The 25,901-nt window shown below is 58.1% G+C and carries 23 protein-coding genes and 2 pseudogenes; 19 read left to right on the top strand and 6 right to left on the bottom strand.

Going from position 1 to position 25,901, the window contains the following annotated elements; translation table 11 throughout:
* Positions 1 to 15: 15 nt before the first annotated feature.
* The 8 genes from LPU83_RS62290 (at position 16) to mctP (ending at position 7,997) form a co-directional block, all read left to right on the top strand.
* Positions 16 to 1,044, top strand: a complete 1,029-nt coding sequence (locus LPU83_RS62290) for an ABC transporter permease (RefSeq protein WP_024314141.1) — start codon at positions 16 to 18, stop codon at positions 1,042 to 1,044.
* Positions 1,041 to 1,943: an ABC transporter permease gene (locus tag LPU83_RS62285; RefSeq protein WP_024314142.1), complete on the top strand. Its 903-nt coding sequence runs from the start codon at positions 1,041 to 1,043 to the stop codon at positions 1,941 to 1,943. The genes LPU83_RS62290 and LPU83_RS62285 overlap by 4 nt, the downstream gene beginning before the upstream one ends.
* The gene (locus LPU83_RS62280; protein WP_024314143.1) at positions 1,930 to 2,772 is read left to right on the top strand and encodes an ABC transporter ATP-binding protein; all 843 of its coding nucleotides are present in this window, start codon (positions 1,930 to 1,932) and stop codon (positions 2,770 to 2,772) included. Before LPU83_RS62285 ends, LPU83_RS62280 begins: the two co-directional genes overlap by 14 nt.
* On the top strand, positions 2,772 to 3,509 hold the full coding sequence (locus tag LPU83_RS62275; protein WP_024314144.1) for an ABC transporter ATP-binding protein: 738 nt from the start codon (positions 2,772 to 2,774) through the stop codon (positions 3,507 to 3,509). The genes LPU83_RS62280 and LPU83_RS62275 overlap by 1 nt, the downstream gene beginning before the upstream one ends.
* A gap of 590 nt (positions 3,510 to 4,099) precedes the next feature.
* The gene (gene mctS, locus LPU83_RS62270; protein ID WP_024314145.1) at positions 4,100 to 5,479 is read left to right on the top strand and encodes a two-component system sensor histidine kinase MctS; all 1,380 of its coding nucleotides are present in this window, start codon (positions 4,100 to 4,102) and stop codon (positions 5,477 to 5,479) included.
* Positions 5,476 to 6,126, top strand: coding sequence for a two-component system response regulator MctR (mctR, locus tag LPU83_RS62265; protein WP_024314146.1), 651 nt, complete (start codon positions 5,476 to 5,478; stop codon positions 6,124 to 6,126). The genes mctS and mctR overlap by 4 nt, the downstream gene beginning before the upstream one ends.
* 199 nt (positions 6,127 to 6,325) lie before the next feature.
* A complete protein-coding gene (locus LPU83_RS62260) occupies positions 6,326 to 6,526 on the top strand; it encodes a DUF3311 domain-containing protein (protein WP_024314147.1) in 201 nt (66 codons plus the stop codon).
* On the top strand, positions 6,516 to 7,997 hold the full coding sequence (gene mctP, locus LPU83_RS62255; protein ID WP_024314148.1) for a monocarboxylate uptake permease MctP: 1,482 nt from the start codon (positions 6,516 to 6,518) through the stop codon (positions 7,995 to 7,997). The genes LPU83_RS62260 and mctP overlap by 11 nt, the downstream gene beginning before the upstream one ends.
* Before the next feature lie 38 nt (positions 7,998 to 8,035).
* Here mctP and LPU83_RS62250 read toward each other — a convergent pair whose 3' ends face one another.
* Positions 8,036 to 8,563 carry an NUDIX hydrolase gene (locus LPU83_RS62250; protein WP_024314149.1) on the bottom strand — a complete coding sequence of 176 codons (528 nt, stop codon included), beginning with the start codon at positions 8,561 to 8,563 and terminating at the stop codon, positions 8,036 to 8,038.
* 314 nt (positions 8,564 to 8,877) lie between these two features.
* A pseudogene (locus tag LPU83_RS74495) lies at positions 8,878 to 9,057 on the bottom strand (LacI family transcriptional regulator); the annotation flags it as partial.
* A gap of 121 nt (positions 9,058 to 9,178) precedes the next feature.
* On the opposite strand from LPU83_RS74495, the gene LPU83_RS62245 reads away from it, so the two are divergent.
* The 3 genes from LPU83_RS62245 (at position 9,179) to LPU83_RS62235 (ending at position 13,186) form a co-directional block, all read left to right on the top strand.
* Positions 9,179 to 9,820, top strand: a complete 642-nt coding sequence (locus LPU83_RS62245; protein WP_024314150.1) for a DUF47 domain-containing protein — start codon at positions 9,179 to 9,181, stop codon at positions 9,818 to 9,820.
* Positions 9,820 to 10,824, top strand: a complete 1,005-nt coding sequence (locus tag LPU83_RS62240; RefSeq protein WP_024314151.1) for an inorganic phosphate transporter — start codon at positions 9,820 to 9,822, stop codon at positions 10,822 to 10,824. The genes LPU83_RS62245 and LPU83_RS62240 overlap by 1 nt, the downstream gene beginning before the upstream one ends.
* 979 nt (positions 10,825 to 11,803) lie before the next feature.
* Entirely contained in the window at positions 11,804 to 13,186 is a 1,383-nt protein-coding gene (locus tag LPU83_RS62235; RefSeq protein ID WP_037068948.1) for an IS701 family transposase, read from the top strand.
* A gap of 787 nt (positions 13,187 to 13,973) precedes the next feature.
* Here the strand turns inward: LPU83_RS62235 and LPU83_RS62230 are convergent.
* Together LPU83_RS62230 and LPU83_RS62225 are read right to left on the bottom strand one after the other, a co-directional pair.
* Complete coding sequence (locus LPU83_RS62230) at positions 13,974 to 16,259, bottom strand: PBP1A family penicillin-binding protein (protein ID WP_024314152.1); 2,286 nt, start codon at positions 16,257 to 16,259, stop codon at positions 13,974 to 13,976.
* A gap of 351 nt (positions 16,260 to 16,610) precedes the next feature.
* On the bottom strand, positions 16,611 to 16,952 hold the full coding sequence (locus tag LPU83_RS62225; RefSeq protein ID WP_024314153.1) for a hypothetical protein: 342 nt from the start codon (positions 16,950 to 16,952) through the stop codon (positions 16,611 to 16,613).
* A gap of 280 nt (positions 16,953 to 17,232) precedes the next feature.
* Here LPU83_RS62225 and LPU83_RS73225 point away from each other — a divergent pair, with 280 nt between their 5' ends.
* From LPU83_RS73225 to LPU83_RS75930, 4 genes and pseudogenes are all read left to right on the top strand, one after another.
* A complete protein-coding gene (locus LPU83_RS73225) occupies positions 17,233 to 17,400 on the top strand; it encodes a hypothetical protein (protein WP_167371596.1) in 168 nt (55 codons plus the stop codon).
* Positions 17,397 to 17,582 (top strand): hypothetical protein, encoded by a 186-nt coding sequence (locus LPU83_RS62220; RefSeq protein WP_024314154.1) that lies wholly within the window; start codon positions 17,397 to 17,399, stop codon positions 17,580 to 17,582. The genes LPU83_RS73225 and LPU83_RS62220 overlap by 4 nt, the downstream gene beginning before the upstream one ends.
* Before the next feature lie 867 nt (positions 17,583 to 18,449).
* A complete protein-coding gene (locus tag LPU83_RS62215) occupies positions 18,450 to 18,992 on the top strand; it encodes a DUF1643 domain-containing protein (protein WP_024314157.1) in 543 nt (180 codons plus the stop codon).
* A 184-nt stretch (positions 18,993 to 19,176) separates the two neighbouring features.
* A pseudogene (locus LPU83_RS75930) lies at positions 19,177 to 19,557 on the top strand (DUF1254 domain-containing protein); the annotation flags it as partial.
* A gap of 147 nt (positions 19,558 to 19,704) precedes the next feature.
* On the opposite strand, the gene LPU83_RS62205 reads toward LPU83_RS75930, so the two are convergent.
* Both LPU83_RS62205 and LPU83_RS62200 read right to left on the bottom strand, forming a co-directional pair.
* Positions 19,705 to 19,941: a hypothetical protein gene (locus LPU83_RS62205; protein ID WP_024314159.1), complete on the bottom strand. Its 237-nt coding sequence runs from the start codon at positions 19,939 to 19,941 to the stop codon at positions 19,705 to 19,707.
* Between the two features lie 176 nt (positions 19,942 to 20,117).
* Entirely contained in the window at positions 20,118 to 20,957 is an 840-nt protein-coding gene (locus tag LPU83_RS62200) for a hypothetical protein (protein ID WP_024314160.1), read from the bottom strand.
* Between the two features lie 676 nt (positions 20,958 to 21,633).
* Here LPU83_RS62200 and LPU83_RS62195 point away from each other — a divergent pair.
* From LPU83_RS62195 to LPU83_RS62180, 4 genes are all read left to right on the top strand, one after another.
* Positions 21,634 to 21,909 carry a hypothetical protein gene (locus tag LPU83_RS62195; protein WP_024314161.1) on the top strand — a complete coding sequence of 92 codons (276 nt, stop codon included), beginning with the start codon at positions 21,634 to 21,636 and terminating at the stop codon, positions 21,907 to 21,909.
* 266 nt (positions 21,910 to 22,175) lie between these two features.
* Entirely contained in the window at positions 22,176 to 22,379 is a 204-nt protein-coding gene (locus tag LPU83_RS62190) for a hypothetical protein (RefSeq protein ID WP_244656157.1), read from the top strand.
* Positions 22,380 to 22,846: 467 nt separating this feature from the next.
* On the top strand, positions 22,847 to 23,839 hold the full coding sequence (locus tag LPU83_RS62185; RefSeq protein WP_051509113.1) for a hypothetical protein: 993 nt from the start codon (positions 22,847 to 22,849) through the stop codon (positions 23,837 to 23,839).
* A 48-nt stretch (positions 23,840 to 23,887) separates the two neighbouring features.
* Entirely contained in the window at positions 23,888 to 25,786 is a 1,899-nt protein-coding gene (locus tag LPU83_RS62180; RefSeq protein ID WP_051509112.1) for a DNA/RNA non-specific endonuclease, read from the top strand.
* The last annotated feature ends 115 nt before the right edge of the window (positions 25,787 to 25,901 follow it).

Here is a 25,901-nt window from a genome sequence, read left to right as displayed (position 1 = left end):
ACAAGGTCGCCGATCATGAAAGAACTGTCCGTAACCGAACTGGGACGGCGGCTTTGGCATCTCGCTCTCAGCCTGTTGATCCTGCTGTGCGTCACTTTCGTGATCGGCCGCGTCTTGCCGGCCGACCCTGTCGGGGCAATCGTCGGCGAGCTTGCAGATCCGGCTGCCTACGCCGCCATGCGCCAGAAGCTTGGCCTTGACCTGCCGATCTACCAGCAATTTCTGATCTATCTGAAGGGGCTGGCTCAAGGCGATTTCGGGACGGCGGTTCTGACCGGCAATCCGGTATCGGCCGATCTCGCCCAGGCATTTCCTGCAACATTCGAACTTGCCACCCTGGCAATCCTGATCTCGACATTCGTTGGTGTACCGCTTGGTCTGACTGCAGCCCTTTTTCGCGACAGTTTCATCGACAAGATTGCGCGCGTGATCGCGCTTGTCGGTCATTCAATCCCGGTCTTCTGGTTCGGAATTGTCGGCCTGGTCATCTTCTATGCGGGTTTGAACTGGGTTGGTGGCCCGGGACGTATCGATGTTTTTTACGAGGGCCTGGTCACGCCGCAGACGGGCCTCTTGCTGGTCGACAGCCTTTTGCAGGGCGAGACCGAAATCTTCTGGAACGCACTCGGCCACATCATTCTTCCAGCTGTCATCCTTGCCTATGCGGCCATGGCCTACATTACCAGGATGACACGCAGCTTCACGCTGGAACAGCTAAGCCAGGACTATGTGATTGCCGCGCGCGCAAAAGGCGTAGGCCCGGCAAGGACCGTCATCAGCCACGTTCTTCCCAACATTGCCGTACAGCTCATCACCATTTTGGCGATTTCCTACGGTGGGCTTCTTGAAGGCGCGGTCGTGACCGAGATCGTCTTTTCATGGCCCGGCATCGGCCAATACATGACGAACGCACTGATGATCGGCGACATGAATGCCGTCGTTGCAGGCACGATCATTATCGGTTTCATCTTCATGTTTCTAAATTTCCTCGCGGATATCGCTTATGCGATCTTCGATCCGCGCACGAGAGAGGCAGCGCGATGAGCGAGGCAATTGACACCAATCTTCCTGTACGTCCACCGAGCCTTCCAGTACGGATTACAACATCTTCGGCGCGTATCGTCTCGAAGCTTGTGCAGGAGCCGCTCGGTCTTGCAGGCTTCGTTATTCTCGGGCTGCTCTGCATCGTTGCGATTATTGCCCCCTGGCTTGCGCCCTACGAGCCGAATATCCAAGTTCTTTCCGACGCCTTGCAGCCGCCGAGCGCTGCGCATTTGGCCGGCACCGACGAGTTCGGGCGCGATATTCTTAGCCGGCTGATTTACGGAACGCGGATCACCGTCCAGACGGTACTCTCGATTTCTCTGATTGTTGGTCCCATCGGTCTCCTGATCGGCGTGGTTGCCGGCTTCTTCGGAGGCCGCACGGATGCGCTGCTGATGCGAGCGACAGACATCGTTCTTTCGTTTCCTTCGCTGATCCTGGCGCTCGCATTTGCCGCTGCCCTTGGCGCCGGTCTGACGACGGCGATCATCGCCATTTCCCTGACGGCCTGGCCCCCGATTGCCCGGCTGGCGCGCGCCGAGGCTCTGGTCGTCAGAAACGCCGACTACGTCGCCGCTGCGCAGCTTTACGGCGCCTCGCCGCCGCGCATCCTGTTCGTCTACATCGCGCCCATGTGCATCCCCTCGGTGATCGTTCGCCTGACATTAAACATGGCCGGGATCATCTTGACGGCAGCCTCACTCGGCTTTCTTGGACTGGGTGCGCAACCTCCGGCGCCGGAGTGGGGTGCAATGATCTCGAACGGACGCAAGTTCATGCTGGACTACTGGTGGGTTGCCGTCATGCCTGGCTTGGCTATCCTGATTTCCAGTCTTGCCTTCAATATCGCGGGCGATGCGCTTCGCGACATTCTGGATCCTCGCCATGCAAGATCATGAGATGAAACCCGTACTTTCCATCCAGGAATTGAACGTGAGTTTTGGCAGGAGCGCGGTTCGAGCCGTATCCGATGTAAGCTTCGACGTCGGGCGTGAGCGCGTCGGGATCGTCGGCGAGTCCGGCTCCGGCAAATCGACGACGGGACGCGCGATCATGCGCCTTCTGCCGCCGAGTGCGAACGTCACGGCGGCCCGTCTCGACCTTGACGGGCGCCCCCTTCTGTCGCTGCCCGAGCGGCAGATGGGCAAGATACGGGGCAAGGACATCGCGTTGATCATGCAGGATCCTCGCTACTCGCTTAATCCGGTGCTGACGGTCGGCAAGCAGATCGCCGAGGCCGCCCGCCTGCATCTTGATCTGCGCGGCCCGGCCGCACTTGCGGCCGCAAGAGCAGCACTCGAGCGCGTGCGGATCAACGACCCGGAACGCGTGATGACGCTTTATCCGCATCAGATTTCCGGCGGCATGGGGCAACGCGTGATGATTGCCATGATGCTTCTTGCGAAGCCGAAACTGGTCATTGCCGACGAGCCGACGTCGGCCCTCGATGTCAGCGTCAGGAAGGATGTGCTGACGCTGCTCGATGAGCTCGTCCGGCAGAATAATTCCGGTCTGCTGTTGATCAGCCACGACATCCGCATGGTCGCAGCGTTTTGCGAGCGGATTATCGTCATGTATTCCGGGCGCGTGATCGAAACGCTGACCCGGCTTGAAGACGCGCGCCATCCCTATACGCGAGGACTTATGGCGGCGATGCCGGACCCGAAAAACCCGGTGCGGCGCCTTGCTGTTCTCGACCGGACGAAGCTCGATCTGGAGAATGCATGATGATTGAAGTACGCGATCTTGATGTCGTGTTTGCTTCGGGCAAGCAGGAAAATCACGTGGTCAAGGAGGTGAGCTTCAAGGTGGCACGCGGTGAGACCCTGGGCATCGTCGGCGAGTCTGGTTGCGGCAAGTCCACCTTGCTGCGCTGCCTTGCCGGCATGGAACGGGGGTGGTCGGGAGAGATTGCGCTCGCCGGCAGGGTCGTCAGCAAGACGCGCAGCCGCGAAGATCTCAAATGTGCGCAGATGGTTTTCCAGGATCCCTACGGTTCCCTTCACCCGCGCCACCGGATCGGAACTGCGCTCGCCGAACCTTTGAAGGCCATGAACCATGTCGATATCTGGCAGAAGGTGGACAAGGCCCTGCGTCAGGTCGGTCTGCCGGCAGGCTTTGCAAACCGCTTCCCCCACGAGCTTTCCGGTGGGCAGCGCCAGCGCGTTGCCATCGCCAGGTCCCTGATACTGTCCCCGCCCATCCTCCTGCTCGATGAACCAACCTCGGCGCTCGATGTTTCGATACAAGCGGAAATTCTGAACCTGCTGGCCGATCAGCGTGACGAGCGAGGTCTGACCTATGTGCTTGTCAGTCACGATCTCGCCGTCATCGCGCATATGTGCGATCGCGTTTTGATCATGAAGGACGGCCGCTTCGTCGACGAACTCACCAAGGCGGATCTGCAGACAGGGGTGACCCACCACGCCTATGCCCGCGAATTGTTCGGGGCAAGCTTCATCTGAGCACGGTTGTGCGGTCAAATCGCCAGCTGGCAAGTCGCTCTTCGACGGCGATCTTACCTTTGGCAAAGGGTACAGAGCGCGGCCCGGTGCAAGGCTGAATTGCAGATCTTGCTGCGCTTCAAATTGGCGCGGCGCATTTCGCTCCCATCACTGCGACCGGATCACTGCGGATCGATCGCACCAAGGTCATGGAGAAACAGCCGCAACCGCGCTCTTTATCGACGGTTTGAAATCTTGGTGGCAATAGCAGCTGCCGCCAAGCGACTGGCGCAGGCCCTTGTCTGAATGAAAAAGGGCTGGACCAATGCGCCACCCTCATGCACTAAGAACTTTGAACGCTACGGGTTCCGTTTCCTTGCAGAGTCACGATCAGAACTGGGTAGGGTTTATCTGCGGCTGAGCATCGAACGGCTAACTGCGTGCCTTGAGCAATGAGCGCGATAAGCGAGACTTAGCCGTTGCCGCATGCTTTTAGACAACAGCCTCCAGAAGAGGTCGGCGGTCGGGCTCGCGATTACCATCGGCGAACGATCGAACGCCGAAGCATTCAGGCTATACAGGGCGGAGCGATTGGAAAGGACAGGAGTTTGATGACATTTCGGCAAAAGCTTTTGGTGCTTGCAGTTGTGCCCCTGATCGTCGTCACCGTCTGCGTCACGTTGTTTCTGACATGGCAATCCACCAGGCTTGCCCAAAGCAATATCGATGCTTTCCAGGAAAACATGCTGAAATCGAAGGAAGCGGAGATCGCAAATCTGACAAGTGTTGCGCTGTCATCCATCCAGTCGATCTACGACCAGGCTTCCTCTGACGACGAACTCGCAAAAAGCCGCGTCGCGCAGATATTGGCCTCACTCGACTACGGCAAGGACGGGTACTTTTTTGTTTACGATTATGATGGCAACAATGTCGTTCACCCACGACAATTGTTCCGGCACGGAAAAAACTGGCTCGAACTGGTCGACTCCGATGGCGACCGGGTCATCAGCGAGCTGATTAGGACGGCTCGCGATGGCGGCGGGCTCCATCAATATAAATGGCAAAAGCCCTCAACGGGGGCGACTGCAGACAAGATTTCTTATGTTCTGGCTCTTCCCAAATGGAATTGGATCCTTGGGACCGGCGCGTATCTCGACGATGTCTACGCTCAGACCAAAGCTGCAAATATTGCCATGCAGGAGCGAACGCGGGAAAGCTTCGCTATCGTCGCACTGGTCGCTGTTCCTGCAGTCTTGGTTGTCTTCTCAACGTGTCTTTATGTCACCTTCGACGAGCGGAAGATGGCGGACGGTTTGCTAAAGAAGCTCACTCAACGCGTCATCGATACGCAGGAGACCGAGCGATCCCGCCTCGCTCGCGAATTGCATGACGGGATCTCGCAGGAACTGCTCGGCGTACGATTTGCGATGGAACTGGCTGGACGTCGAACAACGGACACCACGGCAGATCTCAAGTCGGCAATTGACGAAAGTGTGAAAGCCCTGAGCAACACGATCCGCGAGATCCGGAGCATATCACACGATCTGAGGCCAAGAGCTCTGGACGACATGGGGCTGACGGCCGCGATCAAGAACCTGGCGGAGAAATTCGCTGCACGCACGGGTGTTGAATTATCGCTGGACATGCAGCAATTCATCGATGATCTGGTACCTGCCGCGCGTACCGCGATCTTCCGGGTTGCCCAGGAGGCGTTAAACAATGTGGAGCGCCACTCGAAGGCCACTCGGTTGCAAATCAGGTTGTGGACCGAGAAGGGACGAGCACGCATGCAGATATCGGACAACGGTCGGGGGCTTGGCCCCAAGCCGTCGGGACAGGCTGAGGGCCTTGGTCTCCAAAACATGCGCGAACGTGTTGCCCATTTCGGCGGATTAATGATTATCGACAGCGGAAACGATGGAACGAGTTTACTTGTGATGCTTCCAAAATCTGCCGGCGGCGATCCCTCGTTGATTGGGAAGGCGGCATGACGAGCGCTTCGCCGATCAAAGTGATCTTGATCGACAACCATCCGGTCGTCGTGGTGGGGCTCAAAGGTGTCCTGGATACATATCAAAATATTGAAGTGGTCGGTTTCGCACACGACGTGACGACGTCCCTTCCCCTCATCCGCGAACGTCGGCCACAGGTGGCTCTCGTTGACATCAACATGCCGAAGATCAACGGGATCGACGCGATTGCGCTGATCCGGAATGAAAGTCCTGAGACCAAAGTCATCATGCTGTCGATGCATGACAGCCGAGAATACATCTCCTCCTCGATCATGCGTGGCGCTGCCGGCTACATCCTCAAGGACGTTGCCACCGATGAGATCGTTACGGCGATAACGAAAGTTGCGGGTGGCGACACCTATTTCTCCAGCGGAGTCCGTGATCTTCTGCTGGATGGCCGGGGGCAATCCGTAAGCCTGACAGGCCGGGAGCAAGAAATTGTTGTCTTGATCGCCGCCGGGAAAAGCAATCGAGAGATCGCAACGGAACTCGCCATCAGTGAGAATACGGTCGAGACCCATCGCAAGCACATCAAGCGGAAACTGGGTCTGTCATCAACCGCGGAGCTCGTACGTTTCGTGCTCGAACATCCGGACCTCCTGATTGACCTACCCACTGGTGGGTAGCACGAAACAAGACAGCCTCCTGCCTCTCTTGCTGTCGCCCGGCCGCCGAGCTAGCCAGTCTTGGCGCACAGGGGAGGATCTGTGCCCAGAGGAGGAAAGCCAGCGGTCGGAGCCAACGTGTGGCCGACTCTAGCAGGCTTGCACATCTCCGTCTGGTCAAGTCTCGTGACTTGAGCGTTCAAGACGAGAGGAAACAATTGTGAATACAAACTCCACCAGGAGAGCGGCGCTCTGGCTGCTCATCGTTCCATATATCGGGCTCCTCTGGGTTCCCTTCTATAACTTTCACGACCCGGTTATCTTCGGCTTCCCCTTCTTCTACTGGTACCAGCTCGCCTGGGTGCCGATCACAGCTTTCCTGACCTGGATCGCCTACCGGAGCACGCGCCATGACGACTGAGATCAACGGCACGGCGCTCGCCGTCTTCATCTTCTTCTTCGTGCTCGTCACGGTCATGGGCTTCGTCGCCTCCCGCTGGCGCAAGCCCAAAACGCTTGCCCATATCGACGAATGGGGTCTTGGCGGCCGCAGCTTTGGCACCTGGATCACCTGGTTTCTTGTCGGCGGCGACTTCTACACCGCTTATACGGTCATCGCCGTCCCGGCGCTGGTCTATACCGTCGGCGCTTACGGCTTCTTTGCGCTGCCTTACACCATCGTCGTCTATCCCTTCGTCTTCATGGTCATGCCTGTGCTGTGGAAACGGGCGAGGGATTTCGGCTACGTGACCGCAGGTGATGTGGTTCACGGCCAGTATGGTTCGCGCGGGCTGGAGCTGGCCGTCGCTGCAACCGGTGTGATCGCCACGATGCCCTATATCGCCTTGCAGCTGGTCGGCATGACCGCAGCGCTCAAGGCGCTCGGTCTGCACGGCGAGGTGCCGCTGGCGATCGCCTTCATCGTGCTTGCGCTCTATACCTATTCGGCAGGCCTGCGGGCGCCGGCGCTGATCGCCTTCGTCAAGGACATCATGATCTACATCGTCGTGATCGCCGCCGTGGCGCTCATTCCCTCGAAGCTCGGTGGTTATGCCAATGTCTTTGCCGCCGCCGATGCGGCGTTCCAGGCGAAGGGCTCCGGCAGCCTGCTCCTGGCACCCAACCAGTATGTCGCCTACGCGACGCTGGCGCTCGGTTCGGCGCTTGCGGCCTTCATGTATCCCCATACGCTGACCGGCGTCTTCGCCGCCAACAGCGGCAACACGATCCGCAAGAACGCAGTGCTGCTGCCGGCCTATACTTTGCTGCTCGGCCTTCTGGCGCTGCTCGGCTACATGGGACACGCCGCCGGCTTGAAGCTCGACAGCGCCAACGACGTCGTTCCGGCACTCTTCCAGACGCTGTTTCCCAGCTGGTTTGCGGGCTTTGCTTTCTCGGCGATTGCCATCGGCGCGCTGGTACCGGCGGCAGTGATGAGCATTGGGGCGGCCAACCTCTTCACCCGCAATTTCTGGAAGGCCTATGTCAATCCGCAGGTGACGGATGCCGGTGAAGCCAAGGTCGCGAAGGTGACGTCGCTCGTCGTCAAGGTCGGCGCGCTTCTCGTCATCATCTTCCTGCCGACGCAGTTTGCGCTCGACCTTCAGCTTCTCGGGGGCATCTGGGTCCTGCAGACGCTTCCGGCGCTGGTCTTCGGCCTCTACACCAACTGGTTCCGTGCGCCGGGCCTGCTCGCAGGGTGGTTCGTGGGTTTCTTCGGCGGCACGTTCCTGGTCTGGGATGCCGGTTGGAAGCCGCTCCATATGGTTTCCATCGGCGACACGAGTTTCACGATGTACACCGGGCTTCTCGCTCTCGCTGCAAACATCGTGGTAGCCGCTGCTGTGAACAGCCTACTGGCGAAACGTGCGAGCCCCCTGGCCCAGCAATAAGAAAAGGGCAGCGGCCGGGCTTGTTTCCGGCCGCCATCTCAGCTTGCTTTACGATCCACCGTTCCACCGGTTGCCTGACGCCCCAATAAGCTCTCGACCTTTCCCAACAGTCCCTTGAGTTCCGGTTCCCGAACGTGCGTCGCCGCCTCATGAGGCGGGAACCAGGCAATCGACCTCTGGCCTTTCTCCTTAAACTCCGTCTGCAGTGCAACGACTTCGACCAAGTGGACCTGCACGATCGAGGGGACCTTGCCACCAGTGTCCAGCGTCTTCAGGTACGTGTAATAACCAAATGGCTTCTTCTTCGCCTTGCCCTTAACACCAGCCTCTTCCCAAGCCTCCCGCTCAGCAACCTGATGCGGCAGCCGCTTGTCCATGGCCCAGCCCTTCGGAATAACCCAGCGACCGGTCTCACGCGACGTGATCAACAGAACCTCGATCGCCTGGCTATCCGGCCGCCGTCTGTAGCAAATGGCGGCGTACTGATCGACCGCCTGGCCATGAAACAGCTTGTCTGCCGCTTCCGCCAGTTGCCCGAGATAGGTTTTATTCTTCTTCTTAGGCATTCGTTTCCACCACGGGCCTCCCATCCGGCTTAATGGTCCGGCTCTGGAGAAGCTCGCCCCGTTCAATCCTCAAGATGACAATCCGACATCGTCACCGCATATCTGGCACGAGTGACAGACCGTCAATGTTCATTAGCTGACTATGCTTCTGCAGGACGATGGTGTTTGCAAGACGCATTGTCACAAAACTGTCATAAAAACAATTTTATCCCATATAAACAATCATATATAACGCCACGATCATCTGTCGTCTGTCGGGGAACCGCTCACGATGAAAGCGATTTCTTGGTCGATTAGGGATGAGAGGCTCGTGTTCACCCTGCCCGCACTGAGTCGCGCCAGATCAGATCCGCATGCAATTCCACCGAACGCCCATCGAGTTCTGTACCTCCCAATCAAATCGCAGTGACCGGCTGTGCGAACGTTGTCAACTGGCAGGACGACCATGACGATTGCTCGATATCATCAAAACCGGCGACGCAGAGGTGATCCGGGGTAGGCGGCTCGAATCCCATTGCGAACCTGTTGAGGACGTCGTTTCGAAGGCATGTCACCTTTTCATGTCGTGCTCGGTCTTTTATGACGGATTTATGACAGCTGGAATTGGGAGCACCAATAGTGAAATGGTTTCGTAAACTGATGCCGCGAGAAGATCGGTTCTTTGATCTCTTTGCGAGGCATTCGCGCACAACGGTCAGCGCGGCAGAAGCGCTGAACGCCTTGCTTGCCGGAAAGGATACGCAACAGCATTGTGAACGCATCATCGCGCTCGAAGACGAGGCGGACGACATTACGCGCGAGGTACTGCTCGCAGTCCGGAAAAGTTTCATAACGCCATTCGACCGGGGAGATATCAAGGATCTCATCATGTCGATGGACGACGCCATCGACATGATGCACAAGACGGTCAAGACCATCCGATTGTTCGAACAGACCAGTTTCGATCCCGGCATGCAGGAGATGGGCGGCGTCATCGTTCAGGCCGCCAAGCTCGTGGCCGAAGCAATTCCCCTTCTGGATCGCATGGCCGCCAATGCGCAGCACCTCGGCGTCCTGACCGAAGAGGTGGTAAAGGTTGAAGGTCGTTCCGATGAACTGCACGACCAAGGCCTGAAGGATCTGTTTCGCCGCCACGGCGCGACAAACCCGATGGCCTACATTATCGGCAGCGAGATCTATGGCGAGTTGGAGAAGGTCGTCGACCGCTTCGAAGACGTCGCCAATGAAATCAACGGCATCGTGATCGAGAACGTCTGATGGAGGCCACCCTCGCATTCCCGCTTCTTGCGGGCCTTATCGCGGTCGCGTTGTTTTTCGATTTTTTGAACGGACTGCACGATGCCGCCAACTCGATTGCCACCATCGTCTCGACCCGGGTCTTGCGGCCGCAATATGCGGTATTGTGGGCCGCCTTCTTCAATTTCATCGCCTTCCTGTTCTTCGGCCTGCATGTGGCAGAAACACTGGGCACCGGTATCATCGATCCAGGTATCGTCACGCCGCAAGTCATCTTCGCCGCGCTGATGGGCGCCATCGTCTGGAATATCGTCACCTGGATGTTCGGCATACCGTCGAGTTCCTCGCATGCGCTGGTCGGTGGCCTGGTCGGTTCCGGGTTGGCCAAAACCGGTACGAGCGCCATTGTATGGTCGGGGTTATTGAAAACGGCCGGCGCTATCGTGCTATCTCCGCTTCTGGGCTTCGTTCTGGCGCTTTTCCTTGTCCTGTGCGTGACATGGATCTTCCTCCGGCAGACGCCCTTTTTCGTCGACAGCACATTTCGCGTCCTGCAGTTTGTCTCCGCTTCCCTCTATTCGCTCGGCCATGGTGGTAACGACGCCCAGAAGACAATGGGGATCATCGCCGTGCTTCTCTACTCACAGGGTTACGGCGGAGGGGAATTCCACGTGCCTTTCTGGGTCGTCCTGTCCTGCCAATCCGCAATGGCGCTCGGAACATTGTTCGGCGGCTGGCGGATCGTTCATACGATGGGCTCCAAGATCACACGGCTGAATCCAATGCAGGGCTTCTGCGCGGAGACAGGTGGCGCGCTGACGTTGTTTGCCGCGACATGGCTCGGTATCCCCGTCTCGACGACCCATACGATCACAGGTGCAATCATCGGCGTCGGCGCCGCACGGCGCCTTTCCGCGGTACGGTGGGGATTGGCGGGCAACATCGTCGTCGCGTGGGTGATAACTCTGCCCGCTACTGCGGCCATTGCGGCACTAACCTATCAGATCGTGAACAGTATCGGGTGACTCGGAGACGGCCGAACCAATGTCGACACTTCGGTCTCCGACGGCATCGTGCTGACAATGCGACCGTTGAGCGATTGTAAGACCAGGCCAGGAACGGTTGCCGGTCCGTACCAGATTGAAAGGAGATTTTGGCGCCAAACGCTCTGCTGTGCACGATTGGCACACGTTTGATCCGATGATGGGTCAAGACACCAGCTCTGCAGTTCCAGCTGCGATCATATCGTCGCGTGATGTCCATCGGTTATGTGGCGAGGGCCGACCTGGAGTTCCACACCGCCATCATCGACGGGGTGGGAGTTGGGTAAACCGCCAAGTGCGACCGCCATTCGCGCCGCATTGCTGGCGAGAGTCCGGCTGACGAACCGTGCCAGCCAGTCGCATGAGCAGGCGATCCTCAAGCATCAGGATGTGCCTGAAGCGATCAGGATGCGCAGACCCGATGCAGCCGGACCTGCCATCGAGCAGTTAATCGGCGTTGTCCGCAGCGCGATCACTGATGCGCTGCGCAAATCACGCACCCGCTGTTGCCCGCCAGCGTGCCGCAAGTATGGGCGACATCCGCCGATGCCACCGCCAGCGATAAATTATTTGCCGCGGTCTGGAACATTTGCGCCACGTACTAGTTTTTTGGAGTGCAGCGCTTCAAATACACGCTGTGGGCCAGCATCGCCCTTATGCAGGTCCGTTCAAAGGCCCGGCGCCGAGTCCCTCCCGCCGGGCTTTTGCTGCCGAGCTGGATCGCGGGCGGTTTGTGCAAATCGATCGCTGAACTTTTCAGCGCTGCCGCCGGTGCGAGCCTCCGCGGCGCCCCTCCTCGAGCTTTCGGTGGGCTCTTCTCAAAGAAAAAGGTCCGCCTCCAAAGCTCGACTTTGTACAAAATCGGTGGTGATTTCGGGGGCATCTGAGCAGCCCTGGGTGAATCAATTCGCCGCAGGGTCCCGGCCTTGCGCCATTCGTTTGATCGGATTCGAACGAATGGATGAGCGAACAACATGATTGTAGCCGTGAGCCGGGAGACGCGGTCCCCCACATCCTTCGCAAATGGCTGTCGCCGTTTCGTTTCTGGTTTACCGCGCCAAGCTGGGAGCATCTGCTGGTCCTGGTGATGGGTGCGCTCCTTTCGCCTGGCAAGCGAACGGTGACGGCCTGCCTGCGCATCACCGGACGCGCGGAGGTAAGTAATTTTGCCGCCTATCATCAACTCCTCAACCGAGCCCGCTGGAACCCTCGCACGTTGGCGGCCCGTCTGCTGTCCATCATTGTTGCCCGGCTCGTGCCCGAGGGCCCTGTCGTGATTGGCATGGATGATACAATCGAACGGCGTTGGGGCCAACGCATCGCCGCGCGTGGAATTTATCGTGACCCGGTGCGCTCCAGCCATGGCCACTTTGTCAAAGCCAGCGGCTTGAGATGGTTGAGCTTCATGGTTCTTTCACCTGTCCCATGGGCAAAATGTATTAAAGCCCTGCCGGTGCTGACGATCCTGTGTCCCTCTGAGCGCCATGATCAGAAGAAGGGCCGAAAGCACAAGCTGCTGACTGATTGGGCAAGGCAAGGCGTCTTGCAGCTTTGCCGCTGGCTGCCGGGCCGCGAAATCATCTTTGTCGGCGATAGCAGCTTTGCCGTTCATACACTGGCTGCGGCTCTTCCCGACACGGCCACTCTCATCACGCGGTTGCGTCTGGATGCCAGTCTCTTTGCTCCACCAGATCAACGGCACGAACATACGCTCGGGCGACCGGCGCAAAAAGGCAGGCCATTGCCGAAACTGAAAACGCTCCTCAAAGACGCAAAGACCGAGTGGCAGCGCATCGTCGCATCGTCCTGGTACGGCAAGCAAACCGACAAAACCCTTGATGTCACATCAGGAACCGGCCTCTGGTATCGGCGTGGAACGCCCCCAAGACCAATTCGCTGGGTTCTCGTTCGCGATCCATCAGGCCGTCGTGAACCCCAGGCGTTCATGAGCACCAACGTCAACCTTGAGCCCGCTCAGATCATTGCCTATTTCGTTCGGCGCTGGCAGATCGAGGTCACCTTCGCCGAAACGCGAGCGCATCTTGGCGTGGAAACCCAACGGCAGTGGAACGACAAAGCCATCATGCGCACGACCCCGTCGCTGCTGGCGCTCTACAGCCTCGTCACACTCTGGGCATGCGATCTGCTCGGTCATGGCGTCCTTCCCTATGCCGCCGCCTGGTACAAGAAAACAGAGTTCACCTTCTCCGATGCCATCGGTGCGGTTCGCATGATCCTGTGGGATCAGGATATTTATCGACAGCACCCGCCAGACCCGGACATTCCTGAAACTCAACCAAGCCGCCTCAAGCGGATGACACAAGCACTTTGCTTCGCTGCATAATGTACAAAGTCGAGCAAAGAGACGGACCGAATTCACATATAGTCGATGTTGCCTGTCGCGACCGATTACATCTGCGACATGAGCAGACTGCACCGCCAAAGTTAAGAATATCCTAATATAGAGTTGCCTTGCGACAAAACCCGCTGGTTGATGAGGTCCAGGGGCGCGCTGTGGTCGTGGCGGTGACAACAGGGCCGCTTGTAGGGCAGTGCTACGCATGAAATCGCGACTGGAATTCGATCCGCGATAATCGGTTAGCTTCAGGATACCTCGACGTCTGCACTTGGTTGAAACGACATCTCATTGGATTTGCCGGCGGGTGGCTAGGATGATTATCGAACTCTTTCGTGGAGGCATGCGGGATCCGGCGCAGTTGAAGCTTTTGGCCGCTGCGAAGCCTCGAACTTTAAGCAAAAGGAGCATGTCGTAAAATGACCAGCAAATGCCGTATATTAGATATCTTGAAATTGATTGGAAGCTAAAGGCGCGGCATAGCGAAATAAAGCGCGCGTGAATCGCGCAGGGAACGCATCAAATGACACCCGTCCGAATTCAGGGCGGCGCTGGCTGTCACCGGATTGACCGCAAGCGTCGCCGCAGAGCTTTTTGGCGTCGATGAACTCACGAGCCGTCGGTGGGCGTCGGCGGATCAGCCGATACCTCGTGCCGTTGCACTCAGCCTATGGCTGATGGCGTCCTATGGTGTTTCGGTAGCACAAGCACGAATCCTATCGGACAGTCCGAGATTACCGAAGTCGGCTTGAACGCTCCCCTTGCGAGTTTGACCTTATTTCTCACACAGCCTACGCGGCCCACGGTAGGGTTGAAACGTACAGTCGGCGGGGCGGAACGAGCGATAAGCACCCGCGCAGTCTCGAAAATTGCAGGTGACCGATGCTTGACCGCTATCGTCGGAGGAACTATCCGCAGCGACGTCGGGCTCACTGTAGAGCGCACCGCCGTCATGCACGGCGGTGGCAGCGCGCATAAAATTCCGCCAGATCCTGGCCGGCAGCTTGCCACCCGTCACCTCGTTCATCGGCGTCTCGTCGTCATTGCCGACCCATACTCCCACCACCAGTGACTCCGTGAAGCCGACAAACCAGGCGTCGCGATGGTTCTGGCTAGTCCCGGTCTTGCCGGCCGCAAAGGCTCCGAAATCAGCTTCGCGACCCGTCCCTCGTTCGACAACCAGCCTCAGCAGGCCAATCATGTCCGGCTGAAACTGGCGAAGATCTGTCGAGGGCCGCTTGGGCGGCCCGACGCGGAAGGCGCGCGGCTGGCCGTCGGCATGAAAGGAGACAACTCCCCACGGCTCCACCGGTGCCATGCCTGCTCTAATAGATGCATAGGCGCTGGTAAGGTCGAGCAGGTTTACTTCCGAGGAGCCGAGCGCCAAGCTTGGCGTCTGCGCCAGCTTTGAATCGATTCCTAATTCCCGCGCCGCAGCAATAACCTGGTCGATCCCGATCTCCATTGCAAGCGCCACCGTCGCCGCGTTCAACGACCGTGCGAATGCCTCCGCAATGGTAACGCGTCCGTGATAGCCTCCGCCGTAGTTTTCGGGAGACCATCCGTTAAGCTCAATCGGGGCATCCTCGATCCAGTCGCCAGGCGTGAGGCCTGCCTTCAGCGCGGCATAGTAGACGAACAACTTGAAGGCTGAGCCGGGTTGCCGCATCGCTGTCGTCGCGCGATTGAACGGACTCTTGGCGTAGTCGCGCCCGCCAACCATGGCAACCACGCCGCCTTCAGGCGTCATTGCAACCAAGGCAGCTTGCGATGCGCCCGCTGCCGCACCTTCCTGCTTGAGCGCTTCGGCGACTACCTTTTCGGCAATTACCTGCAGCCGCGGCACCATCGTGGTTCTGATTTTTATCGTGCCTCGATACGGGCCGGCAAGCTCGCGCGCCTCCTGCATCACCCAGTCCGAAAACCAACCTCCCGACCTTGCCGCGGGCTTGATCGGATGAAGGTCAGCCAACTCTGCAACCGCAACCTTTGCCTGCTCGGCGGTGGTCTTGCCGCGTTCGACCATGGCGTCGAGCACAAGGCTTGCCTGTCGACGAGCGCCCTGTGGATTGCTGATTGGATTGAGCTGTGATGGCGCTCGAATGATGCCTACAAGCATCGCGGATTCGCCGAGATCTAGGTCGCGCACCTCCTTGTCGAAATAGATGCGGGCCGCCGCCGGAACGCCGGTTGCACCTGCGCCGAGATAGATATTGTTGAGATATCGCGTAAGAATTTCGTCCTTGCCTAGCTTCTTTTCTAGCCAGAATGCGATCACCGCCTCCTGGATTTTCCGCTTCCAGGTACGGTCCTGCTCGAGATAAAGAATTTTTATAAGCTGCTGGGTGATTGTGCTGCCGCCCTGGACGACCTCGCCGGCGCGGATGTTCCTAAACAGAGCGCGAAGAATGCCCTTGAGATCGATGCCTGAATGCTCGTAAAATCGCCGATCCTCACGGGTGAGCACCGCATCGATTAGATAGCGGGGAAATTCTTCTCTCGCCGCAAAGGGTCCCTGGATCGGCCCCTGTCTTACCAGCGGTTTGCCATCTGCCGTTTCGAGCAACACTACCGGCTTGAGCGAGCCATCCGCAATTTGTTCCCACGGCACGTCGCTTAGTGCCCAAGAAAAGAGGACAGCGAGGAGCACAAGACATGCGACACCTGCTGTCGCAACGGTCCGCAACCCAAACTGCCGCCAGCGGGACCGCTTCTCTCCGACAGCTCGCTGATCAGTCGAGCGCAAACGCCAAAGCCACACCCGCGACCAAACTGCCGCAGAGCGCCCCGCGGTCTCGGCGGCTCTAATCTTCGCGGCTTGAAAATCAATGTCCCGTAGCCGCGACAGGGCCTGGCTGCCGAGTGCTCGGAGCTTTTTGGCCGCCAGACGCGACGCGGCAGCCAAGTCGCCCCGCAGTGCTCGGCCAAGTTCGGCAAGCGCTGTTCCCGTCCGCGCGAACGCCGCACGATCGAACCCGGCATGTGGCTTCTCGTTGGACAGAGGGTCGTTGGGCGCTTCGCTCTCGGGACTGCTGCCCGATGCGGTTGTGGTCTCCTCCATGCGTGCTCTCTTTGATTACCCTCACCAAATTCGTGAAGCAGAGAAAAGGTAGCCCCGGTGGTTTCCCCGACGTCAACAGCTGTCGCTGATACTTTGTCAATGATGCGCGTCGGTGTGGCAATTTTCTTCCAAGTCACGCGTCACGCTCGCGGGAACCGCGCCACGGTCACGAATGTTCGAGACCGTGAGAAGGAGAATATCATGGCCGGTGACAAGAGCAAAAAGGATAGCCGCGTTCGGTCGGTCGTGGCCAATCTATATTCAAGACCAAGTCGCCAGCAATGTAGCTGGTGTCGGACCTGTTCCCGGCGATGGACGCCATGATATTCTTTTGGATCTCCGTCAGTGCCATCAGCGTGCATCTCTGAGTTCAGAGACCATTTTGCGTCCCATCGCATAAGCTTGCGCATCACCCCGTTCCATGAGAGCGTTGGCGACAACGCGCGCCTTCTGCGACAGATCGTTTAACTTGTCGATATCTATGTTGTCGAACACCCTCAGGCCATATCGCTCAGTCGCCATCCTGATGAATTCCCCGAGGCGATCCTTTTCGATGCGATGCTTGGAGCGAAATTCTGCGGCAACACTCACGATCTCATCTCGACGTGCTCTTGGCACCAGCACTTCTACCCTCACAAGATCGGCAGCTCCTCCGGTCTCCCTATATCTCTTGATGCGCTCTTTGGCGGACATGGCCGTTGCTCCTGTGTACTGGGCAATATGGGCGTATCCCGGATACTGGTCAAGTTTCTGTATTTATTCGATGAGATGAATTCTTGTGGCAGATTCCGTTGAGCCTAAAGCAATATTCGTTGCGCTGCTGAACCCATTGTCTCTTAGGATCGCGACGATCGCGAGAGTTCAGCGCAGAGGAGTCTGATGGTGCTAATTCCGCGGAATTCCTTGGCAATGGACGGTGGTCTTGACTTTCCCAACAATGAGAACAAAATAGGAACAGACGAAGGAGGTTCTCATGACTCACACCGAGCAAGTCATTGCGAATGCTTTAGCAGCGGTCGCGGCCAGCCGAGCGGAGCGGGAACGCGACGCCGAACGCCGCAAGCGCGTTTTCGGAAAGATCGAGATCGGTCGCCCCTTGCCCGCACTGAAGGGCCAGCAACTAAGTCTGGATTTGCAATGACAAAGGAAGACGTCGATTTTGAAGTACAGGCCGCCCTGGCGTGGCACGACGATAACGTGAATGCGACGATCGCTACGCTGCTGGAGGATATCCGCCATCTGCGTCAGCAGCTTGTCTTGACTGAACGCGCCATGAGTCGTGGCATGACACGCGGCTGGAAGCCTATGCTCGAACGGAGATAGACATGCGCCACCGCCGGAGCGTCGATCTGGCGTCAGTTGCCAACCATGCCGTCAGCCTGGAGAACGAGACACTCGCATCGCTGCCGGAGATGTTTGTCCTTGCGGCCGCCTGCCCCTCATGCCTGAATAGCACGCCAATCGATCGGTGGGAACTTGGCCGGCTGTTGGGAAAACGTATGCCCGTTGCCAATATCGCCGAGAGATTGAAGTGTTCCTGCTGCGGGAACCGCACCGGCAATAGGTTCCTTTTGGGGAGGCTCCGGCGGGGCTGACGGCGGCTGCAAATATGCAGCGCAGTGCTTTCCGCCAGATTTTTCGTTCGTTCGGGACCGCGAGACAGGGCATGGCAACTGAGCGAGCGTTCTCGATCGACAGCAATTTCGATGTTGTCTAAAAGCCACCTGTATTGATGGCTCCGATCGCCAGAGGAGACCCTAGACATCGTATTTTCACGATGGGACTGGCCTAGCGGTCTCCTGCCGGTTGCCTACCAAGTGTACGCGAGTTCCTTGCTAGGCAGTGGTCGGAGCGACGGTATCAACATCTTTGAGAAAGTGCGTCCTGCAGGCGAATGCGATTGCGGGGCGCGCGGCGGCGGCCTGAGAACGTCGATAAGACCGTAGCGTGGCAGATGCAAGCGCACGGAGGAAATGCCGACTTCGTTGGTTTCGGCGAATTGATCCGGCGTCATGCGTGCGGCCAGGTGGGTCGCGTCTCGTTGTTCGGCGGCTTCCGTCCGCGCGTCTCTATGCGCACTCTACGGTGACCTGCAGCCCCTGGCACATGGCGCGATACAGATCGCCGGCAAGGCGAACCTACGACGGAACTCGACGAGTTTTATATCCTGATGACGATGGGGATATGCTGATGCAGACCGATCTTCTTGGACCTTCCGTACACAAGAGCGCCGTCATCTCCGACTGCAGGTGCTACCGCTATGAGCTGCGCCGCATCTGGGATGCTCGAAAGCGCCTCCTGGTCGTCTGCATGCTCAATCCGTCCACCGCCGACGACGAGACGGACGATCCGACACTGCACGAACTGATCTACTTCGCGAAGCTCTGGGGCTATGGCGGTCTGAGCGTCGTCAACCTCAATGCTCTCCGCGCCGCGCATCCTGGCGAGATGATGGCGCAGACCGCGTGCGTCGGCCCGAAGAATAGCGAATTCATTGAGGCCGCATTCGCCTTTGCCTGCCATCAGGGTACGCCGTTACTCGTCGCGTGGGGCAATGGCGGCGACCACCTCGGTCGCGACGAATGGTTCATTGCGCGCGCCCGCCTTCACGCCGTCGCCCTGATCTGCCTCGGCAAGAACAGGGACGGCTCGCCCAAGCACCCGATGTCACGTGGCCGGCACCGCATTCCGCGCGACCAGCAGCCCATCATGTTTCGCGATGCGCTACCGTAGCGTGATTGCATCAGAAGCCGACATCCAGCGCCTTCGAAAGATCCGCCAAAGTCACGGCGAAGCAAGCAGGACTGGTCCGTCTCTCGGCAGTCAGCTTCGAGATCTCTGCGCCGGTACCAAGGCGATATCCGAAGGAGGCAAGCAAGCCGGCGCAGCGCTTTGGGGTCAGATCTTCCGGAGGAACTTCGGGCTGATCAACGCCAATGTTCAGGACGAGGCCGCCGATTCCTACAATCCTGAGCTTGCTGGGCAATTGGCAGTAATCGGCATCGTGAAAAGCAAGGAGTTCAAGCCGGACGACCGGTTGAAGAAAATTCTGACCGACGCCGCAGCGGTTGGAAATGCGGCCAGCCGTGCGCTAAGCTGGCTTTTCAGCGAGCCCCATCCAGATTGGTTGTACTATCCAGGTTCAATGTGGGGAAACATGCTGCGGGAGGGTGGTGCAAATTTGGAAACGCCGCCGCCGATGATTACCAAAGAAGGCCTTTTCGCACCATTGCCGCCGACCGGTGCTCGAACCCTCGCCTCGAAAACCGCGTACTCGTGGCACACACGCCTCAATTCTTGGATTGGTGGGGACTCCTAAATAACAGCCCTCATCTCTCCCCGTTCCAGGCTTAGGATCATCCGCCGGAATGTCCTGTAGGCCGCCAACTCGTCTTCAGCACGACGCGCCAGCTGTAGAGGTACAGATAGCCTACCGATGGGACTGCTAGTGTACCGATGCCGAAGTCGGGGCGTTTATCTTCGTCGAACAGATGCCGACATATGTTCCGATGAGAACGAAGGCGATGTCTTCCGCTGTCTTGTATCCTTCATTGTACAAGTCGATCGCCGCGATGCGGAGGACGCGGGAGGCTCTATCGTCAGGTGGCGCTTCGTAGAAGCGGTACCAGGCCTGGACTGCTTCCGACATCAATCTGAATTCAGAATCCTGCTGTTTGGTCATAGATGCCTCCGTCCAGAGAAATCTAGAAACTACGACTGCGGCGTCAACGTGGCCAGTCGAACATTGGGCCCCGTCTCCCAACTACAATGACGTAGCACGCACCTAGCGGATGAATGCCTAGAACTATAGGGCTATCACGACCACCGCCAAAGGAGGGATATCGTGAAGCGACAAGATCAGCCTACTGTCCCCGGTGCGGAAGGCGGCCGTTTCAATATCGACTGCTGCCGCACGATCGCCTCTGCCAAACCTTTCGAGGCGACCTTGAATGGTTCCCACTGACTTGGAAAGGACGCAACCATCAGATCGGTGATCGGCGTCCCGTCCGGCTCCGTACCGCTACCGCGAAGAATGATGTCCTTGCCTTCGTCAGAGCCATCTTCCACACGAAGTTCGTAGCCATTGGCAAAGGCTGCGCGAAGTCCTTGCGCGTTCACTTGTCCTGAGATGGAGGATCCGATGAGGTTGTTCCACACAGACCGCAACTCCCGCTCTTCGGGCAACGCCCCCGTAAAGATGATTTCCCGAAGCTCAAGTGAAAGTCCGCGAGGATCACGAGTGAGGGCGGCTCGACCGGCCGCCGTCAAATGGACGTGCCTGTCTTCCTCGCCTTCGTCGAAGCTGATAAAGCCCTTCTCTTGCAAGACGTTGAACAGCGACCAGTTGACGGCTCCTGGACCGAAGCGCTTGCCTTGCCCGCCATAGACCTGCTCCAGCGCGAAAAGCATGGGACCGGGAAGGTGGAACGTCGTATTGATGAGCTTGATCGCTTCCTGCATGGTCTTGCGTGAAGGTAGTGCATGGCAGCCAATGTGGGCCATATAGCTCCGACGATAGAAGACAACAAATTCTGCCGGATCGACCCGGTTGACCAGCGCATGGGCATTCAGCGACCACTGATCGGCAGAGAGCCCTGTTGTCTTGAAGAATTCGTCGGCAATTCGCTGATGCATATCCGCCTTGTAGTGACGGGCGGCCGCCAACGCCTTTCGAGATGTCTCAAACGTTTTTTCCATGGGCGCGTCATTCAAGTAGATGCGCCAATGCCCTTCAGTCGGGCGTACCGAACATTGCGGTCCAGTTGCATCCAGGCGTTCGTCGAGCGTTCGCGCCACTATACCGAGTTGGTGCGTCTCATGGGCGGCTTTCGGTGACAATTCGGCCTCGCGTTTAAATGATTCATGCTCATGCGGTGCTTACATCATAGGCCGTTCGGCGATCAAAGCTCTTCAAACTCATTTTCAACGTGAAGCCAATTGAAGCGCTCAATCCGGCGTCCGCCAGCGAATTCAAAACCGGAATAGGTTCATCGGCGCGGGGTGGATGAAGTCGCAATATTTAGCACGTTGCAATTCACAGGCAGACTCCCCATATGTGTGGTATCGGAAGCATCTGAAACGGGCGCTGCCGGGTGCGGACGCCAACAGCGTTCCAGCCCCAACAAAGGAGGACAAGATGTCTTCCGCCTCCACCAGTATCTACCCTAAGAATAATCTGATGCGAGCCGCCGCGCGGTTTCGCTATGTGGAGCTTCTGATCAAATCGACACCGGCAATCAGTGTGGCGTTCATTGTTTATGTCACGTTCAAGGGAGTCCTCTGGTAGGAGCATTTTGAAATTGACCTACACGCATCAGCCTCGGTTGGTGCCGTCGCTGCCGGACAGCATAAAAGCCGCTTGCTGGAATCGCCCATGATGGAACGTACGACAGAAACTGAAATAACTTTCGCCCATCCCTTCGTTCTCGGTTCGTTAATGGTTCCGCTTGAAGCGGGAACGTATCGGCTGATTATCGATGAGGAAGAGATCGAAGGCCTATCGTTCTCCGCCTTCAGGAGAACCAACACCCAACTTGAGATACCCGCGATTGCAACACGCGTTGGCACCAGGCAGCGCCTGCGAGTGTCGCCACAGGAACTTGAAGCGGCCCAGGCGAAGGATGCAAGTGCCAATAATCGACCGCGCTAACCCCGGTCATCTCGGACAGCACGCGTTTCACGCTAGAGGGATCTTTTCCCAACAGAGCCCGAACACCGAAAAGATCGATCGTCCTGAAGTCAATAGAGCAGGTCTGCCGGAAGCACGCACTTCATCGCTGCGTCACGGACACAGCCTCTGACGTTGAATGTAGGTCGGCCTTGCCTGAGCGAAGTGTAGTTAAGCCCGTTGCCAGTACCAAAACAGCCATGAAAATGAGCCCCATAAAAACTAGGAAGCCATCTATGAAGGAACCGATGAGCAAAAGCCGCGAACGCGCGGAAGCGGCATTCGGATTGACGCAGACACAATTTCTCACCCGCACGCGGGAGAGCTCGAAAATCGACCCGCTCGTGACAGCCAGGAATGAGAAGACCGCTCGGCTGAGGGCGATGCGCCTTCAACAAGAGGCGAATACGGCGATCGAGACACCATCCCACGCGAATCCGATCAACGACTAAAGACCTAAACGTCAAAGAAGCGGTTTGCTGCGATGTGACGTCTTAGCGTCGAGGCAACGACGCAAGTGGTTGGTCAGCGGGCGGTATTTGCGCGAACCGGCAAAACAGCTGGACATTGAACGGTCCCGATCCTGTCTGTGCCGTTTCGGATGCTGATTGGCGAACTTCCGAAATATACGAACGCGGGATCAGGACCGATCACACCGAGCATTAATGATCTCTGCGAACGGGAGGCAGTCGCCTCCCCGGCGATGATATTCCGCAAGGGCTGGCAGCGCTTCAAACGAGCGACTTGACTTTCGGTTGTAATGTGCCGAAAACTCACGCGATCAATCCGAGAATATCGTCGAGCTCGACGCCATTCAAAATCTCGCAAGAGCAGGCTCGACGACGTGCGAATAAAGCGGCTGGCCGTCACACCAGTATAATATTTTCGTGCACTAACCTATGTCTTGACCGGGGGGCCAATGGCAATTCGGGTTTTGCCTTCACAGATCATCGAGATGCTTGCCTCCAGACGCCACCGTCTGCGCCATTTCCTATGGCATGCGGTGCGCAGTGCCTGGAACAATCCTCAGCTTACCGATGAGGTCAAAGCCTTCATCAGGGACAAGGGTTGGGGCCCACCCAATGACCGGGTGCCTCTGGATGCCAAGAGAAAGCTAATCTTGGACAATCATTCTGGGGAGGACTTCCTCTATATGCATCGGCAGATGATCAAGGAAGTCAGTGAACTCCTCGATCAGTTGGAAGAGCAGTCGCTCACATTCTGGCGCTCCATCCCAAAGCCGGGTGGACACCCCGACTTTGCGCTTCCGCCGGCCTGGAGCTATGACGATCCCTCGGAGAGCGCCGCGACGAATGCGGCTATGACTGCGAGGCTTCAGCGCGTCAAATCAGACGCCTACTTCCGCGACACGATCGTGACGTGGGAGGCATTTTATACGAACCCCGCCAACCTCGCGCAGCTGTCGCTCGGAGCGTTGGGCAATCTGCTCGAGATGACCATCCATAACAATCTGCATATGCGCTGGGCCAGCGTGCCGATCGGCTACATGCCTTCGCCCAACTTCGACGACACACGCGACATTGATCCCAAATGGGACGCGACCAGTTACGACTATTTAGGCGACACCAATTCGAGCCATGTCAATCCGATCTTCTGGTATCTGCATGGATGGGTCGATTCCCGCATCGACCGTTGGGCCGCAGCCAACAGAGTGAGCGAAATTGCCTGTATAGGGACCTGGACCGGCAAGCTCGAAGAGGGCTGGACGCACGGTGCACCTGAAGCCCTCACTGCTTCAGTCCGTCGGGAAGCGATGGGCGGACACGCCCACGGTCATGCCGGGCACGAACAGGACGGCGAAGACATCCGCGAGATGGAAGCGATCGTGCGAAAACTCGGTTCCTGCAAGGTCATACGCAACTTCTATGACGTTCTGCGCGATCCGAAGTGATCGAGATGGAATGCTATATCAACTGAAACACCCACTGGGAGGCAAATCATGGCACGCAAGGCGACGCGCGGAACACGGCAATCCACCGGGGGAATTTCCGAAGAGGCATTGCGCCGGCATATTCGTGCCAAAGGCGCCGATTATCTGCAGGACCCGAACATTACATCCGTGGGCATCGGACTGAAGAACGGAGACGGACCGATCTGCCTGCAATTCACGGTGGGCACGAAGGGTGACTCCGCAATCGAGGCACTTGGGAGCCGCCGCATTCCGGAAGCAATCGAGGTCGAGGGCGAGATGGTCCCCACCGATGTCCTGCAGCGCGACTATCGCCCTTCCTTCGAAATCGTTGCGGAGGAACAAGTTGATCTGCGCCGAAAGAGGATCGACCCGATCCGGCCGGGCGTCAGCATCGCTCATCCCGCCGAGACCGCCGGCACGCTCGGCCTGATCGTCTTCGACCGCACGACAGGTGCCCCTTGTGTGCTCTCCAACTGGCATGTCCTTAATGGCAACGCCGGAAAGGTTGGCGACACCATCGTGCAGCCTGGCCCCTACGACGACAACAACGTTGCGCTCAATGTCGCAGGCACGCTTCTGCGCAGCCATCTCGGCGCGGCTGGTGACTGCGCGCTTGCAAGGATCAGCCAACGTGGCTACGACCGCTCGGTCTATCAACTCGACGTCGTACCGACCCGAATGGCGCGCGTTGCACTTGGCGACAAAGTGATCAAATCGGGACGAACGACGGCGATCACGAGAGGCATCGTGCGCCGCGTCGACGTCATGGCGAAGATCAACTATGGGATTCCGTCCGGGGAGCAGGCGATCGGCTGCTTCGAAATCGGTCCCGATCCCCAGAACCTTCCCGCAGACGGAGAAATAAGCAAGGGCGGGGATTCAGGATCCGCTTGGCTCATCTTCGACAGGGGCAAGGCGACCGACATATTCGCCGGCCTTCACTTCGCCGGTGAAACCGACAGGAGGAGCGACGAGCACGCGCTCGCCTGCTATCCAGGCTCCATTCAGAAGAAGCTCGACTTCGTTCTCGAGCCAACGGGCGCGGCAACTGATGCGAGCGCGGGGATGGAAGTCGTTGTCCCCCGTAGTGGCTACGATGCGAGCTTCCTTGGAACAGCCGTTCCCGAGCCCGGCCTGTCTACGGCCCAGAAGCGTGATGCTGTCAATTTCGAGCGCGCTCAGACGATCCCATACACGCATTTTTCGGTCTGCCTCAGCGCAAAACGCCGAATGGCGCGCTATGTCGGCTGGAACATCGACGGATCCCGGTTGGTGGCACTCCCGCGCCGCGGATTTTCCGTCGATCCCAGGATCGAGGCCAAGTACCAGTTAGGCGACGATCTCTACGTCGACAACCGCGTCGACCGGGGCCATATCGCCAGGCGGGCGGACGTTTGCTGGGGACCGGTACCGGAGGCAGAGCAAGCCAACCGCGATTCATTCTACTTCACCAATATCGCTCCCCAGCACGAACGCTTCAATCAGTCCTCTCGAAAAGGGCTTTGGGGTGAACTGGAGAACCTCGTTTTCGATCAGGCAGACCTCAAGGACTTCAAGCTGTCGGTATTCGGCGGTCCAGTTTTCGGAAGCGAGGACATTGGGTATCGTAACGCACTGATCCCGCGCTCTTTCTGGAAGATGATCGCCTATCTCGGCAAAGACGATAGTTTGCGTTGCGCCGCATTCATCCTTTCTCAGGAAAAACTTCTGGACGATCTTGAAACCTTGGATCTCGATCCGTTCCGGATCTACCAGGTGTCGCTGCCCGAGCTCGCTAGGAAGACCGAGCTCAATTTCGATGCGCACTCGGCGGCTGACATCATTGGTCATCCGGAACTCGTGACACGGCCAGTCGGCCCGGAATCCCTGGTTGACACGACCAAGCCCGTGATCGAGATCCGCTCACAACGAGACATCCGCCTTTGATGACGACCCGCCGCGCACAAATGGGCCGCGATTCCAGCGGCCCCTCGAACACGGCTCGCACGCGAGGGACGAACCCGCGAGACTTCGCTCCGGATCGAGGAAGTAATCTCGCGCG

Origin of the sequence: Rhizobium favelukesii (genome assembly GCF_000577275.2) — a bacterium.
Taxonomy (GTDB): Bacteria; Pseudomonadota; Alphaproteobacteria; order Rhizobiales; family Rhizobiaceae; genus Rhizobium; species Rhizobium favelukesii.
This window is presented reverse-complemented; position numbering and strand designations above follow the sequence as displayed.

What these genes read in the sequence shown, in the direction of transcription:
- LPU83_RS62220 (WP_024314154.1), top strand. Translation starts at nt 17,397, where the DNA reads ATGACAAAGGAAGACGTCGATTTTGAAGTACAGGCCGCCCTGGCGTGG.
- LPU83_RS62185 (WP_051509113.1), top strand. Translation starts at nt 22,847, where the DNA reads ATGGCAATTCGGGTTTTGCCTTCACAGATCATCGAGATGCTTGCCTCC.
- LPU83_RS62180 (WP_051509112.1), top strand. Translation starts at nt 23,888, where the DNA reads ATGGCACGCAAGGCGACGCGCGGAACACGGCAATCCACCGGGGGAATT.
- LPU83_RS62285 (WP_024314142.1), top strand. Translation starts at nt 1,041, where the DNA reads ATGAGCGAGGCAATTGACACCAATCTTCCTGTACGTCCACCGAGCCTT.
- LPU83_RS62190 (WP_244656157.1), top strand. Translation starts at nt 22,176, where the DNA reads ATGAGCAAAAGCCGCGAACGCGCGGAAGCGGCATTCGGATTGACGCAG.
- LPU83_RS62240 (WP_024314151.1), top strand. Translation starts at nt 9,820, where the DNA reads ATGGAGGCCACCCTCGCATTCCCGCTTCTTGCGGGCCTTATCGCGGTC.
- LPU83_RS62280 (WP_024314143.1), top strand. Translation starts at nt 1,930, where the DNA reads ATGCAAGATCATGAGATGAAACCCGTACTTTCCATCCAGGAATTGAAC.
- LPU83_RS62195 (WP_024314161.1), top strand. Translation starts at nt 21,634, where the DNA reads ATGATGGAACGTACGACAGAAACTGAAATAACTTTCGCCCATCCCTTC.
- LPU83_RS62225 (WP_024314153.1), bottom strand. Translation starts at nt 16,952, where the DNA reads ATGTCCGCCAAAGAGCGCATCAAGAGATATAGGGAGACCGGAGGAGCT.
- mctR (WP_024314146.1), top strand. Translation starts at nt 5,476, where the DNA reads ATGACGAGCGCTTCGCCGATCAAAGTGATCTTGATCGACAACCATCCG.
- LPU83_RS62215 (WP_024314157.1), top strand. Translation starts at nt 18,450, where the DNA reads ATGCAGACCGATCTTCTTGGACCTTCCGTACACAAGAGCGCCGTCATC.
- LPU83_RS62200 (WP_024314160.1), bottom strand. Translation starts at nt 20,957, where the DNA reads ATGGAAAAAACGTTTGAGACATCTCGAAAGGCGTTGGCGGCCGCCCGT.
- LPU83_RS73225 (WP_167371596.1), top strand. Translation starts at nt 17,233, where the DNA reads ATGACTCACACCGAGCAAGTCATTGCGAATGCTTTAGCAGCGGTCGCG.
- LPU83_RS62230 (WP_024314152.1), bottom strand. Translation starts at nt 16,259, where the DNA reads ATGGAGGAGACCACAACCGCATCGGGCAGCAGTCCCGAGAGCGAAGCG.
- mctS (WP_024314145.1), top strand. Translation starts at nt 4,100, where the DNA reads ATGACATTTCGGCAAAAGCTTTTGGTGCTTGCAGTTGTGCCCCTGATC.
- LPU83_RS62235 (WP_037068948.1), top strand. Translation starts at nt 11,804, where the DNA reads ATGAGCGAACAACATGATTGTAGCCGTGAGCCGGGAGACGCGGTCCCC.
- mctP (WP_024314148.1), top strand. Translation starts at nt 6,516, where the DNA reads ATGACGACTGAGATCAACGGCACGGCGCTCGCCGTCTTCATCTTCTTC.
- LPU83_RS62205 (WP_024314159.1), bottom strand. Translation starts at nt 19,941, where the DNA reads ATGACCAAACAGCAGGATTCTGAATTCAGATTGATGTCGGAAGCAGTC.
- LPU83_RS62250 (WP_024314149.1), bottom strand. Translation starts at nt 8,563, where the DNA reads ATGCCTAAGAAGAAGAATAAAACCTATCTCGGGCAACTGGCGGAAGCG.
- LPU83_RS62275 (WP_024314144.1), top strand. Translation starts at nt 2,772, where the DNA reads ATGATTGAAGTACGCGATCTTGATGTCGTGTTTGCTTCGGGCAAGCAG.
- LPU83_RS62290 (WP_024314141.1), top strand. Translation starts at nt 16, where the DNA reads ATGAAAGAACTGTCCGTAACCGAACTGGGACGGCGGCTTTGGCATCTC.